Genomic DNA, 14,564 nt, shown 5'->3' with positions numbered 1-14,564 from the left:
CTTATTTAGATTCGTCTTATCAATAGAACTGAATCAGTTACAATGAGAAGCAAAAAAAGCCAAGCTTCGGTTACATCTTAAATTCTTATAGCAATCAATACAACCGAATCGGTTACATTGAACGTCGTAATGAGCCCACTTCCATCCTCACTTGAACGTGAGCAGTCGCCTGCCACCTCCTTTCATTGAAACTGAATCAGTTACATTGAGGAGCGAAAAAACGCGGGTCAGTCAAACGGCGTTGCCGGATTTCTCAACCGGGGTCTCCGGCTGCCAGATTTTCGGATCCGGCAGCTGCTGGCCCGCTAACCTGGCCCCCTCCGGCAAGCGGTTCTCCAAGGATGCCATCCGCTGCGGCGGCATCACCGCTTCCCGTGCTCCAGCGACGAGGCGACCAGATCACGGATCGATTCCTGTGCCAGCCGGCGCTTCAACGCTTCCTCGCTGTCCTCGTAAACCGTTTGCAGGGCCGGCTGAATGCCATGGCCGATAATACAGCTCGGGTTCGGCTGGCTGTGATGCAGCTCGAAAAGTGGCGTCTGCACAACGGCTTCGTACACGTCCAGCAGGCTGATCTCCTCCGGAAGGCGCGCCAGCTTCCATCCGGCCCCTGTCCCTCCGTGCTGCACCAGAACCAGGCCTGCTTTCGCGAGCTGGCCGAGAATCCGTCTCAGAAAAACCGGGCTCGTTCCTACGCTGTTCGCAATCCGGTCGGAAGGGAAAAATTCGTCCTTCTCCGACCAATAAGCCAGCCAAGTCAATATATGAAGCGCAACGGTGTAGCGGCTTACGATAGCCATTTTCGGCATCCCCTTTCAATAAAACCATTATAGTTTCATTGAACGCCTCCCGTCAACGGCACCCTTACTCTTCCCAGCAGCTATACGGTGTACTTTGTAATGGATTGGCTTCTCACTTCATGTCCTGCCAGCTTTTGAAATCGTGGATGGCGAAGCCGGCATAGCTTGCATAATTAGCCAATTGATTATGAGCGGACTGCAGCTCTTTATCCATCATATCGCTGCTCATGGAATAGAATGAGACCCGCGGCCCCTCATTGCTTTTGACCGTTTCGACAGCAATAACAATCTTCTTGTTCAACGTGGACGCTTCCCTCAGCATGGCCTGCGCATTTTCCACAATGCCATTACCGCCCAACGCATGATTCCGATAATTCATGATGACAAGGGAATCGAACTTCTCCAGCATCCATGCGCTCATGCTGTAATCCTTTCCCGGTAATTTAATCGTATTCAGCCAATACGGAACGTCGATCGCAATGTTCAAGCCGCTTCCTTTGCTTTCTTTCTCAATCAGTCTTAAATTGTCCATCCAGCTTTCAAGAATGGTCTTATTGTCCGTGGTCCATTCGCTAAGACCATAAGGCTCAATATCGAAATGCAATCCCGTGAAGCCTGCTTCCGGGCCAACAGAAGAATTATAAGCTTTCACCCACGCTATAAATTTTTGAATATCCCCCTGCGCAGACTTTTTGGCCCATTCCGGACGGCCCTCAAGTGCCTCCACTTGAATTCCTTCCTTCTTCGCTTTCCGGATGAAGCCTTCATATATTGCCGGATCTAGATCTCTGTCGATTTGAAGGTAAATGGATGTTACACCTTTTACTTTTGCGAAATTTATGATTTGATCTTGATCCTGTTTGATGATGTGACTGTCCCATATCCATGTTCCTTTCGGAACCCGGGCCACCGAAGACATGATGCTCACCAGATTGCTCGAAGGCTGCCAATCCACGTTGGAGTGCAGGGCTTCACTAATAAAGCGCAGCGGAACCATCGTGCGGCCATCTTTAAGCACCGCTGACCCTTCAAAGTCCACCCTTTTCCCATTCACCAGTGCATAATTATGGCCAATCACCAAAATAATGATGTCACGGTTAAGCGAGATCGTGATTTGTTTTAAACTTCCGTTCCATTTCGTTGTCGCTCCGAGTTTGTCGGATACAAAAGCAAGCGGAACCATCGTAAGGCTGGATTTTTGATCGACATAGGGGTGTCCATCTGGGAATTGTACTTCTCGCCCGTCCACGGATACACGGACTTCAGAAGCGTAAATCGCGGGGGTAAATGCACCTAAGCTCAACATGATCGCCAACGTGCATACTAGCCATTTTCTCATGAGTGACTTCCTTATCTTATTAAATTTGTTCTTACCGCACTGTGCACACTTGGTCGCACATTGAAATTATACGGTATGTAATAATTGGTAACAAGCTCAACGGGCAAATTACGCTGAACCCACAGGAGTCGCTCTACTAGAAGCTATCTCGGCAAGTCATATTTTCTTTACATTTCACAATCGCTCTTCACGTCCGTTAGCTTGAAACTAATCCCTGTCTTGAAAAACAGCCCTCTGGTCCAATAACAAAAGGACCGCCGAAATTAATCAGCGGTCCTGATATTGATTTAAAAAGAACGATCATCCTATTAGTTTTCCCCAACGGAGAGTTAATCAGGTTCACTAGGTTTTAGTTCCAACCGAGCGCCTTTTTTCCGGCTTCGATAGCTGTGACGATTCGCTCTACATCATAAACATTGCCTTTCCATGTGCCACCGCTGACGGCTTGCAGAGCAGCCCATAGCTTCGTGTCGTCCGGGAGGTCATCATCGGGACGCATTTCTGGGTGGAATGGCCTCTGGGCCAATAATCGGGCCCCCTCATCCGGCGTTACCTCCTGGTCCCCTTCTCCGATAAAATCTACCCGCCCTTCCAACCGGTTACGGTCAACGACAATTTCAATCAAATCGCCGTCCCTGAGCTTGCCGATCGGTCCGCCTGCCAGCGCTTCAGGGCCGACATGACCGATGCATGCGCCAGTTGAGACGCCGGAAAAACGGGCATCGGTGATAAGCGACACATATTTTCCGAAGGATAGGTGCTTAAGCGCGGACGTGAGCTGATACGTCTCCTCCATGCCCGTTCCGGACGGTCCCCTGCCAATGAGAACCATGATATCACCTGCCTGAACACCACCGTTCTTAATCGCACGGATCGCGTCGCGTTCGGTCGTAAACACCTTGGCCCTGCCTTTATGGTGATAAATGCCATCCTCATTCAGGACGGAAGGGTCGATCGATGTGGACTTGATCACAGAGCCTTCCGGAGCGATATTCCCGGTTGGAAACGTGACGGTGGAAGTGATGCCAAGGAGCCTCGATTGGTCCGGGCTCATGATGACACTGTCCGGATCGATTCCGTCCTTTTCCTTAAGCTGCTTGCGCAGCTGATGACGACGCTCCGACGATTCCCACCAATCAAGAACTTCTCCCAGTGAGGAGCCCGTTACCGTGAGCACCGATTCATCTAACACACCGAGACGTCTGAGGTGCAGCATCACTTCAGGCACGCCCCCGGCCAGAAATACCCGAATGGTCGGGTGAAAAACCGGGCCGTTCGGTAGTACGCTGACGATGCGCGGTACATCCCGGTTGACGCGGATCCAATCCTGCACCGCCGACACCTGTAATCCAGCTGCGTGGGCGATCGCTGGGATGTGGAGCAGCAGATTGGTCGAGCCTCCGAAAGCAGCATGAACGACCATGGCATTTCGTACCGCCGCATTTGTGAGGATGTCGCCCATCCGCAGTCCTTGAGACTCCATCGCCATCAGCGCACGGGAGGATTGACGGGCCATTTCCTCCCAGATGGGCTGGCCCGAAGGCGCAAGCGCGGCATGAGGAACCGTCATGCCAAGCGCCTCGGCGACAACTTGGGCCGTTGCCGCCGTACCGAGAAACTGGCATCCCCCACCAGGCGTCGCGCAGGCCCGGCAGCCAAGCTCCGCCGCTGCTTCCAGCGTGAGTTCGCCGCTTGAGTACCTTGCGCCGATCGTTTGAATTTTGCCGGCATCTTCCCCTTCGGTAGGCGGAAGCGTTACCCCTCCGGGAACGACAATTCCCGGAAGCTGCGGCATGCCCGCAAGCGCAAGCATCATGGCAGGCAGCCCTTTGTCACAGGTGGCAACGCCAATAACACCTTTTCGCGTAGGCAGCGAGCGGATGAGCCGGCGAAACACGACGGCTGCGTCGTTCCGGTAGGGGAGCGAATCGAACATACCCGACGTTCCCTGTGACCTGCCGTCGCATGGGTCGCTCACGTAGCCGGCGAACGGGATACCACCGCGGCCGGAGATTTCCTCCGCCGCAGCCTTCATCAGCAAGCCAACCTCCCAGTGTCCTGTGTGATATCCCAGGGCCACGGGACTGCCGTCCTCTTGGCGAATCCCTCCCTGCGTGCTGAGAATCAGAAACTGCTTTCCGTTCAGTTCTCCCGGCTTCCAGCCCATCCCGACGTTTTGGGACATGCCAAACAGGTCTCCGCTTGGGGCATTTCTCAGCAGATCATCTGTTAATGGCAGCCTTCCCTGCACCCCGGGGGCATGCGTTGTAATGTCGCCGCTTGCCAGGTCATCCTTCCCCATGATCGACTTGATCGAATTGTGCATGGCACCCTCCCCAAGATTATGGCTTCACGAAAACCGTTTTGATGGAAGTGAAAAATTCGATGGCCGCCTGCCCCTGTTCCCTGGAGTGCGAGCTCGACATTTTCATCCCGCCGAACGGGGCCTGCAGCTCAACGCCCGCTGTTTCCGCATTCACCCGGACCAGCCCGGCATCCATGTCCTGAATAAAGGACAGCATGGCGCCGATATTTTGCGTATAGATGGAGGCACTCAAGCCATAATCGCTATCGTTGGCCGTCGCTATCGCTTCTTCAAGGCTGTCCACGGCAATCAGGGCAAGCACCGGACCGAAAATTTCCTCCCTGGCAATGGCCATTTGAGGAGTCACCCCGTCAAATACGGTCGGCTGGACATAGAACCCGTCCTCAAGTGCCGGGCCGCTCGCCCTTGCCCCTCCGGTCAGCAATACGGCTCCTTCATCCAGCCCTTTTTGGATGTAGTGCAGCACAGTTTCCAGCTGCCTTTCATTAGCGCAGGGCCCCATCCAGGTCTCGGGTAACATGCCGTCACCAAGCCGAATGCCCTCGATTTGGGACAGCAGCTTCGCTTTAAAGGCTTCATACACTTTGCATACAACGATCACCCGGCTGGTCGCCGTGCACTTTTGGCCGGTGGATTTCAAGCCGCCGCTGATCGTCGCTTCGACCGCCAAATCCAGGTTCGCATCCTCGGCGACAATAATCGGGTTTTTGCCGCCCATCTCGAGCTGGTACTTGGCTCCTCGGGCCAGCGCAGCCGCGCCGACGCGCTTCCCGACTTCGTTGGAGCCTGTGAAAGTGATTCCGCCCACGTCCGGATGCTCCACAAGCGCAGACCCGACCACCGAACCGCTGCCGCATACAAGATTGAAGACACCCGCCGGAATGCCCGCCTCCTCGAAGCATTCGGCCAATTTGGCTGCGGTCACCGCCGTTTCCTGGGCCGGTTTCAACACAACGGTGTTGCCGTATATCAGAGCCGGCGCAGTCTTCCATAGGGGGATGGCTACGGGGAAATTCCACGGGGCGATCACACCGACAACCCCCAGCGGCACCCGGGTCGTGAACATCAGCGCCTCGCTGTCCGTCGAAGGAATCACGTCACCGGACTTGCGCATCCCCTCACCGGCGTAGTACCGCAAGATAGCGACCCCGCGCATCGTCTCCCCCTTGGCTTCCGCCAGCGTCTTGCCCATTTCTCTTGTCATTGCCTCGGCGACCTCATCAGCCCGCCGTTCCAATACGCTGGCCGCACGAAACAGGATATTGCCGCGTTCCGACCCGGGCAGGCTGCGCCAAGCCCGCCGGGCTGCTGTGGCTGCTGCGACGGCACGGTTCACATCCTCTTCTGTGGAAACCGGTACATAACCGACCACTTCATGGCGATTCGCGGGGTTGATGCTGGGCTCCGTTTGTCCGGTGGAAGCCGCCGTCCATTCTCCATTGATGAAATTGCGATAAATCTGTTCTCCCTGGAATGCTGTCATTATAATCTCCTCCCCAAATCCCTAGTTTGATATAACGTGATTCACCAACGTCCCGATCCCGCTAATCGAAATCTCGATGCGGTCGCCGGGAGCAAGCGTGAAGTCGGCCGGCGGCACAATAGCTGTGCCCGTCAACAGAACGGTACCGTCAAACAAATCGTTGTCCGCCGCCAGGAAGCGGACCAGCTCATCCAGCTTGCGGTTTAACTGACTTGTGCTGGCTTCACTTTCCACCACAACGTGGCCTTCGCGGTAAATCTGACAGACGATTTTGAAATCGTAGGGGTCTTCCACGGTATCCGCGAGCCGGATCGCGGGCCCGATCGAGCAGGACTTCCGCCATATTTTTGCCTGCGGCAGATAAAGCGGGTTCTCCCCCTCGATATCGCGACAGCTCATATCATTGCCAGCCGTGTATCCCACGATGGTCCCGTCGCCGGCAAGCACCAAGCCAAGCTCCGGCTCGGGGATTTGCCATACCGAATCGCTGCGCAGCGTTACATCCTGATTCGGTCCGACCGTGCGTGCTGCCGTGGATTTCAAAAATATTTCAGGTCTCACGGCGTCATAGACTTTGTCGTAGAACGTCTCCGCATCCATTCTTCCGCCAGTGGCTTCATAATTCCTCGCCTCCCGGCTGCGCTGATAGGTGACGCCGGCTGCCCAGACCTCCGGCGCATCTACTGGAGTAAGCAGCTGCAATGACGGCCATGCGGCAGTCAGCTCATTTTGAGGTGTAATAGCGCTTTCAACTATTCGGACAGGTGAAACGCCCTTCTCCCTGGCCTCATCGATCAACGATATCAAATCAGAGTGAGGCAATGGATAAGCCTTCTCATCATCCGTAACTGCTGCGAGTCTCGTCTGCCGTCCGTCCAAATATCGAATAATCCGCATTCAATATTGCCCCCAATTTCTCCCTATAAGGGTTGATAATACTACCATATCATCGCCTATGACCCTTGACGATACGCTAATCTTCACTTCGATTTACCCTTTTCACGCATTTCTTTTCCGGAAGGATCAAGCTATAATCATAACAAATTGATAACTTGTACCATACAGAGGAGGGTATCGCCGTGACCGAGCTTCCCGGAGTCTATGTTGGCCGTCTTCCCGATGTCCGCATGTCATTTCAGCTGTTGGGCCTGCATGCGCGAAAAGTGGATTCCCGCTGGACCTATCCTTCCCACGAGCATCCCATGTACGAGATCCACTGGGTCGTGGAGGGAGAAATGGACATGGTGATTAATGGGCGAAAATACCGGCAGTCCCGGGGGGACCTGCTGTTCATCCATCCGGGCATGACGCATTCCTGCACCCGTGCCGGATCCCAGGGTTTCACCTACTTTTCCGTTCACTTCAGCGTGGACGATACATCCTTTTGCAAGGAGCTCAACCGCTGCAAGGAATTTTATTATCCGTCAGACTCGCCGTTGGTCCAAGGGCTGTCTCCGTCTCTATCGACGCTGTATCGTCTTGCGGCAGAGCACCTGCGCAGCCCGCTCCCAACATCCAAACAGATGAAGGTCCATGCGGCTGTCTTCGAGCTGCTTGGATCCCTGGTTGGCCAACTGTCAGAGACTGCAACCGTCGCCCGATCCAAAAAGGAATCACTTGCCCAGCAGATCGCCGAGCAAATAGAAGATTCCGTTAAATACATTCTCCTTCACGGAGAGATTCGGGAAAACGAACGAACCTGGATTCAGGACATTGCCAAGTCGGTCCATATGAGTCCTTCGCAAGTGAACCGCATCTTTAAGCAGATCTACGGGAAAGCCCCGCGTAAGTTTATGTCCGAAACGCTGCTGAACGAAGCACAGCGCTTGCTGCTGCAAACCGATTTGGGGATCGACCACATCGCCATGATTCTCGGGTATAAAACCAATTCGCATTTCAGCCGCCAGTTCAAGCGGTGGACGGGGATGGCTCCCAGCGAGTACCGAAACCAAGTCCAGCAGCAGCCTTTAGCTTATGAGCCGGAATAGTAACTCATTAACGATAACCTATAATCGGCTTCCTCTATGATCCGGTCATAAGCTTTTAAACAGTCACAAGCAATTAAGGTGTTATTTCATCACTCATTCGTTTGGTGAACGTGTAGGAGCGGCCGGCTTCCCCCTCAAACGAAACGGGATCAAGACCAGGTGCTTCCAGACGGCATGGACCGGAACCCGCGCACGTTACGACCGCTTCAGTAACCTGGCCCTTCGTCCAGGTGAAATTCAAGGTGAAGCCGCCCCTAGCCCGCAGCCCTCTGACTTCCCCATCGCTCCAGCTGTCAGGTAATGCGGGCAGCAGCCGGATCAAACCAGAGTGGCTCTGCAGCAGCATCTCGGCAATGCCCGCCGTGCCGCCGAAATTGCCATCGATCTGGAATGGGGGATGGTTGTCGAACAGGTTAGGCAGCGTAGAATGATGGAGCATCGCTCTTACATTTTCATAGGCCTTGTCCGCATCCAGCAGCCGGGCCCAGAAGTTGATAATCCACGCCCGGCTCCAGCCGGTGTGTCCACCGCCGTTAGCCAGCCTGCGTTCCAGCGTCGTCCGGGCCGCTGCTGCCAGCTCCGGCGTGGAATCCACGTTAATGCCTTCGCCCGGATAAAGCCCGAATAGATGGGAGATATGGCGGTGTCCCGGCTCCACCTCCTCGTAATCCTCCATCCACTCCTGAATTTGTCCATGTCTCCCGATTTGCGGTTTGGGCAGCCGCTTCAAGGCGGCAGCGAGCTCCTCTCGGAACGCCTCATCTCTCTCAATGATTTCCCCGCTGCGGATGCAAGCATCAAACAGCGCTTCGATGATCTGAAAATCCATGGTGGCCCCGGCGCAGAGAACTCCTGTTTCGCCATTGGGCAGCCTGTAGCTGTTCTCCGGGGAGACAGACGGACAAGTCATCAGGCGTCCCTCGTTGTCCTCGATTAAATAATCGAGCAGGAACAACGCTGCCTCTTTCATCGTCTCATAAGCACGCGCAAGGAAATAACGATCCTGGCTGAAGCGATAATGCTCCCACAAATGAAGGCACAGCCAGGCAGCGCCCATCGGCCAGAATGATGCCGGAAGATATGTATCCTGCGGCGCCGTATCCGCCCAAATATCCGTATTGTGATGCGCCGTGAATCCCCGGCAGCCATACATGACGCTGGCCGTGACCCGCCCGGGCTCACGCATCCTTTCGAGCAAATCGAACAATGGCTCATGGCATTCGGACAGATTGCAGTTTTCCGCCGGCCAGTAGTTCATCTGCGTGTTAATATTAATCGTGAATTTACTGTCCCAAGGCGGAGTAAAGCTATCGTTCCAGATCCCTTGAAGGTTCGCAGGCAGGGAACCCGGCCGGCTGCAGGAAATAAGCAAGTATCGGCCGAATTGAAAATACATTTGGATCAGCCCGTTATCCTCTTCGCCCTCCCGGAACCGTTTCAGTCTTTCATCGGTCGGCAGCGCGTTTTTGCCTGGGCTATCCGGCAGTCTCAGGGTAACCCGCCCGAACAATGCAAAGTAATCCTTCACATGTCGGGCAAGCAGCTCGGCATAGGAAACCTGGCTCAATTCCTCTAACTGTCGTTTGCCGTAAAGCACCGGATCGGGATGCCGGAAGGTGCTACCCGCGGCAAGCATCAGCGTAACCGCATCCGCATTTTCAACCAATAAATATTCGCCTATGGTCTTGCATCCTCCACCTTCTGGAAGCGCCTTCACGATGGCGCAGAACGAGCTGCCGCCTTTGCCGCCGCATTCTCCTTGCATCACAAGTCCCTGCTGGCCCCATTTTTCCGTCTTCTCCATGTATCTCCAATTTCGGCGGTTAAATCTTGCCTTTAAGGAAATCGCCCCCTTCTTGTCAGCGGAAATCCGCATCATGATCGCCTGATCCGGGTAACTGGCAAACAGCTCACGGATATACCGGACATCTCCGATCCGGTAGCTGACCCGGGAAACGCCGCGTTCCAAATCCAGCTCCCGTACGTAATCCTCGGCCTTCTCATGACGATCGAACGAAATCAGAAGATCGCCGAGCGGCAAGTAGTGCCTCTGCGATTCGGGCAGCCCCGCCATCGTCATCCCCGCAAGTGCCTCCGCCTCCTTCAGGCGTCCCTCCATAATCAGTTTGCGGATTTCCGGCAGATGCGCCAGGGCGTCTTCGTTATTGCGATCACGCGGACCGCCATACCATACGGAATCTTCGTTCAGCTGCAGCTTCTCCTCGGTTATTCCGCCAAAGATCATCGCGCCGAGCCGGCCGTTCCCAATCGGCAGTGCCTCGTTCCACTCTGCGGCAGGCTTGAGGTACCATAATCGCTGCTTTTGTTCCACGGTCTCCGTGGGATTCGTATTCGTCATGCTTTTCCTCCAATCCGCCTCACAGGCGAAAAAATGGTGTGTTCAGTCCAGTTCAATCAACGGTTTAATGACTATGAGTCATCTCCCAGTTTAGCAACTTTCCTTGGAATCCACCTCTATATTATCCATATCATCTGTTTCACGGTAGGCACCTGGTGTGATCCCAGTATACTTTTTGAAGACTTTGGTGAAATAATGTTTATTTTCAAACCCCGCCCGCCGACCGACCTCGCTTACGGAAAGATGCCGATGCGTCCTCAGCAATTTCTGCGCTTCCTTGATCCGAAATGCGTTCAAATAATTGACAAACGTGTCTCCTGTCACTTTCTTGAACAGGCTGCTGATGTAATTCGGATGAAGGTCCATCAAATCGGCAAGGTGATCCAAGGAAAGATCGTTCATAAAATTCGTTTGCGTATAAGCAAGAATGCGTTTCGTGTGCCGTTCACAGTCGGAATCGGCTTCGGAAGGCAGCTCTTCATCGATAAGTGCAAGCAGCTTAGCAATTTCGTCTTTGTCCAGCGGTTTAAGTAAATAATCCACGACGCCGCTGCGCAGTGCTCTTCTTACGTATTCAAATTCGTCATAGCCAGTCAGAATAATAAACCGCTTACACAGTCCGTTCCCTTTCGCCTCCTCCATCAACTCGAACCCGCTTTTTTCCGGCATATGAAGATCCGTCACCGTGACATCCGGCATAAATCCCTTCATGACTTCAAGAGCCTCAAAAGCGTTGCCTGCCTCTCGCACCTCAGTACCGAGCGGAGCCGCGTCCTTGATGACCTTGACTAATCCCTCAAGAATAATCGGCTCATCATCTACTATCAATAGTTTCATCATTAACCGCCGCCCCTTTCGTTATGATGATTGTGAGACATGTTCCTACTCCTTGCTCACTATCAATAACCAGCCGTGAAGCACCGCCGAAAAAGGATTTTACCCGTTCGCTGACGTTAATCAAGCCAACACCACCGCCCTCGGTCTCTCTGCTGGAATAGTTGTCACTATCCCCCATGAGCAGTGAACGGAGCCTGGACAGCTTGTCCTCCGGCATGCCTGCCTCACTGTCAGATATGGAGATCCGAACTTCGTCAGCCGTTTCATACGCATGCAGTCTGATATGGACGGGCCGAAGTGTTGCTGCAGCACCGTGGACGATGCTGTTCTCGATCAAGGGCTGAAGCATAAACCGGGGACAATCGATCCGATCTGCATCCACATCGATGTCCAGCTCGTAGCTCAGTCTGTTTCGGAGCCGCATCTTGTGAATCTTAAGATAGAAGATGACCGTCTCGATTTCCTGGGCGAGAACCGTATGATCCTCCTTGGAGGACAAGCTGTAACGCATCAGCTTCCCGAACCAAAAGGAAATGTCGGCTACCTCCTTATCGTTATTGGACTCGGCCAGCATTCTGATCGTTTCGAGCGTATTATAAAGAAAATGCGGTTTGATTTGAGCCTGAAGCACTTTATAGGCCGCTTCTTTATTTCGCAGCTCGGCCCGGTGGACATTGTTAATCAATTCGTCCATCCGCTGAATCATCGAATTGTAAGTCATTATCAGAAAGCCAATCTCATCCTGTCGGTTCGGACTGTCGTGCTTGCTGATGTACGGTCTCATATTGTTGTCGTCCAGGTTACGCATGTGTCTAGCCAGGCGAAGAATGCGCTTGGTGATTGTGGAAGCGAGTACATAATACGCTAGCGACAATGCCGCCAAAAAAACGATGACGGTTGAGATCAGAATCATCTCCTTGCGCTTGATCGCGTGAAACACGACGTCTACCTTTCCAATCACAACAACTCTGACCCCAAGCTCCTCAAAGGAGAGCTGATTCACGATCGTTTTCCGGTTAATGAAATAGGGCTTATTGTCACTTCCGCCGAGCAGTTTGAGCGTCTCCTCATCCATTCCGGAAGCCGTGTTCTCACCAAACGGTATCAGGAGCGCTTCCCAGTCACCTTCTATGCCGATAGCCTTGTAAAATTTCTGCATCAGACTGCCGCCAATGCGCAGCTCTAGAAGCCCGACAATTTCGGTAAACTCCGGGTTATAAATGTTCTGATAAAAAGCAAGCCGCGGTTCCTGAGCTCCCGGATCCTGGACAATCCATCCTCCTTGACCGGGTTTTAATGAACTTGCTATCTTCTTTCCCTGTGCATCAAGAGATGACCTATCGAGAAACCGGTCGGTAATTCGAAGCGCTTGTTTCTTGGTTTTATAGATTCGAAGCGACTCGATTTCCGGATTGGCAAACAGCGACTGTGTCATGATCGGACTGATATAACGGTTGTAGGCATAAATGCTTTCGGCGTCGGATCCATAAACTCCGCCCAGGTAGTCTGTGACATACGGGTTATATTGCAGCAAGCGATGGACGGATTCGATGCGGGTCAGATCCGCTTTCATATTTGCCTTGGCCTGCTCCAGGATCTTTTGCCGGCTTTCTACGAATTGCTGGGTCAGATTGCCGTATATTTGTACGTAGTAGTAATATCCAAACGTAACGACCGGGATAAAGACAAAGAAAATATATCCGATAACAATTTTGCGCACGATACTCACGGTCTTGAATCCCCCCGCTGCCGGTTTATTTCTACTAAACGTACCATGAGCAAGCAAAATCCGGTAGAGATTCTACGTCCCTACCGGTTTAATGGCATCGTGTTACTCAAACAAGCTTTTCTTCTTCTGGTATGTCTCATTTGCCCAATCTACAAGCTCCTGCAAACCCATATTCTCGGCGGTCTTCACCATGTTCTCGTAGTTGGCAACTGCTTCTTCTTCGGATTTCGCCAAATAAATTTTTACTTTCTCATTTTTAATCATCTCGTCGATTTTTGTTTTGAGCGTCTTTTCTTTGGAATCCGGCTGCGTTTGGATAAGACCGATCGCCGGTTTATAGGTCGTGATGGCCTTCGTCTCCATTAAAGCCTGTGTTTTCTGCGCTCCGGGAACATAGGACAACATGCCTTCGGTGACCCCGTCATTGTACAAGTACCACCATTTGATCCCATTGCCGTTAACGAAATCGGCATCCGATGGGTCGTATTTCAGATTTGGATAACCCGCCTCATTCCACGTCCAATGTTCGCCTTCGACACCAAACATGGTCAATTTTTTGCCTTCGTCGCTTGCCAGGTATTGAATAAACTTGATGGAGGCTTCCGGATCCTTATTTTTCTTCGTGATGAAGGTACCCGCAAATCCCAGGCCCGTACTCACGGCTTTGGCATCCTTCGACAAAGCGCTCGGAAGCATTTTCAGCGTAAAGGCGCCCCCGTTACTCTTGATTTTATTGTTGTCCGCTTCCGCCGCGGAAACGGTATAACCGTGAGCAAAGGCTTTGCCGCTTGTCACGTATTGATCGTCAATCTGGTCATTCGCAAAAGCAAAATTTTCCGCGAGAATGAATCCATTGCGATATAAGCTGTTCATAAACTTGAAATACTCCAGCATCTTCGGTTGTCTGATCGCATAATCGATTTTGCCGTCTCGTTCATACCAGCCGTCAATGAGCGCTTCCGTGCCGAACTGCTGCATAAAGTACTGCTCAACCCATTCCTTATCCAGGACCAGCGGAACCATCTCCGGGTGCTTCTGTTTGACCATGCCTAAAACTTTTACAAAATCGTCCAGCGATTGGATCGGCGGATTGCCGAGCTCCTTCAGAATATCTTCCCGAACGGCAATACCTGGATGGCCGTCGCTTCCAATCGAATATTTGTTTTGAGCCATTTCCTCCTGCGTAGCGAAGGAATTCCGCACCGTATAGAAATTGCCGTCGTCCATCGTATGGATCGCGATTCTCGTTTTGTCGATTTTGAAATCGGGCGCATATTTTTCGATCAACTCATTCCAAGGATAGGACAGCTTCGAGTCCGACAGCCGATCGATGTTAGCATACGTGAAGACGAGGTCCGGCAAATCTCCCGAAGCGATCATCAGCGGCAGCTGCTTATCGTCGGTTGCTACAGTGACATTCAGCTTGACTCCTGTCTTTTCGGTAATTTTCTCGGCAACCGGGCCTTTCCATTCCTTTACCGGATACCACGGCGCATCGATGAACAGCGATAATTCCTTCACGCCGCCTGATGATGCCGACGAATCACCGTCCTGCTTCGCGGCTGAATCCCCGCCGTTACCGTTGCCGCCGCAGGCAGACAGCATTGTAAAGGCAAGCACCGCAGACAGTGCTGCAGCAAGCAGCTTATAGCTCTTGATTGTTTTCAAGTGTACCCCTCCAATGAATATACTGGTATTTTAAT

At 52.8% G+C, this 14,564-nt stretch carries 11 protein-coding genes; 1 reads left to right on the top strand and 10 read right to left on the bottom strand.

From position 1 onward, the window contains the following. Positions 1-231: 231 nt before the first annotated feature. The 6 genes from ABID47_RS06195 to ABID47_RS06170 form a co-directional block, all read right to left on the bottom strand. Positions 232-366: a hypothetical protein gene (locus ABID47_RS06195; RefSeq protein WP_354495300.1), complete on the bottom strand. Its 135-nt coding sequence runs from the start codon at positions 364-366 to the stop codon at positions 232-234. Beyond that, positions 363-800, bottom strand: coding sequence for an Rrf2 family transcriptional regulator (locus ABID47_RS06190; RefSeq protein ID WP_116230166.1), 438 nt, complete (start codon positions 798-800; stop codon positions 363-365). The genes ABID47_RS06195 and ABID47_RS06190 overlap by 4 nt, the downstream gene beginning before the upstream one ends. A 112-nt stretch (positions 801-912) precedes the next feature. Continuing rightward, positions 913-2,139, bottom strand: coding sequence for a copper amine oxidase N-terminal domain-containing protein (locus ABID47_RS06185; RefSeq protein ID WP_354495299.1), 1,227 nt, complete (start codon positions 2,137-2,139; stop codon positions 913-915). Between the two features lie 349 nt (positions 2,140-2,488). Then, positions 2,489-4,465, bottom strand: coding sequence for a YjhG/YagF family D-xylonate dehydratase (locus ABID47_RS06180; RefSeq protein WP_354495298.1), 1,977 nt, complete (start codon positions 4,463-4,465; stop codon positions 2,489-2,491). Between the two features lie 16 nt (positions 4,466-4,481). Next, positions 4,482-5,948 (bottom strand): alpha-ketoglutaric semialdehyde dehydrogenase GucD, encoded by a 1,467-nt coding sequence (gene gucD / locus ABID47_RS06175; protein ID WP_354495297.1) that lies wholly within the window; start codon positions 5,946-5,948, stop codon positions 4,482-4,484. Positions 5,949-5,969: 21 nt separating this feature from the next. Further along, positions 5,970-6,845 carry a fumarylacetoacetate hydrolase family protein gene (locus ABID47_RS06170; RefSeq protein WP_354495296.1) on the bottom strand — a complete coding sequence of 292 codons (876 nt, stop codon included), beginning with the start codon at positions 6,843-6,845 and terminating at the stop codon, positions 5,970-5,972. Positions 6,846-7,075: 230 nt separating this feature from the next. On the opposite strand from ABID47_RS06170, the gene ABID47_RS06165 reads away from it, so the two are divergent. After that, positions 7,076-7,936, top strand: a complete 861-nt coding sequence (locus ABID47_RS06165) for an AraC family transcriptional regulator (protein WP_435530599.1) — start codon at positions 7,076-7,078, stop codon at positions 7,934-7,936. A 73-nt stretch (positions 7,937-8,009) separates the two neighbouring features. Here ABID47_RS06165 and ABID47_RS06160 read toward each other — a convergent pair whose 3' ends face one another. The 4 genes from ABID47_RS06160 to ABID47_RS06145 form a co-directional block, all read right to left on the bottom strand. Then, positions 8,010-10,295, bottom strand: coding sequence for a glycoside hydrolase family 95 protein (locus ABID47_RS06160; RefSeq protein ID WP_354495294.1), 2,286 nt, complete (start codon positions 10,293-10,295; stop codon positions 8,010-8,012). Positions 10,296-10,385: 90 nt separating this feature from the next. Beyond that, the gene (locus ABID47_RS06155) at positions 10,386-11,135 is read right to left on the bottom strand and encodes a response regulator transcription factor (protein ID WP_354495293.1); all 750 of its coding nucleotides are present in this window, start codon (positions 11,133-11,135) and stop codon (positions 10,386-10,388) included. Continuing rightward, entirely contained in the window at positions 11,110-12,861 is a 1,752-nt protein-coding gene (locus ABID47_RS06150) for a sensor histidine kinase (RefSeq protein ID WP_354495292.1), read from the bottom strand. Before ABID47_RS06150 ends, ABID47_RS06155 begins: the two co-directional genes overlap by 26 nt. Positions 12,862-12,963: 102 nt before the next feature. Further along, complete coding sequence (locus tag ABID47_RS06145) at positions 12,964-14,529, bottom strand: extracellular solute-binding protein (RefSeq protein ID WP_354495291.1); 1,566 nt, start codon at positions 14,527-14,529, stop codon at positions 12,964-12,966. Positions 14,530-14,564 lie beyond the last annotated feature (35 nt).

Origin of the sequence: Paenibacillus favisporus (assembly GCF_040545415.1) — a bacterium.
In the GTDB taxonomy this organism is placed as follows: domain Bacteria; phylum Bacillota; class Bacilli; order Paenibacillales; family Paenibacillaceae; genus Paenibacillus_AQ; species Paenibacillus_AQ favisporus.
Note: the sequence above shows the minus strand (reverse complement) of the source record. Positions and strands in the feature narration are given on the sequence as shown.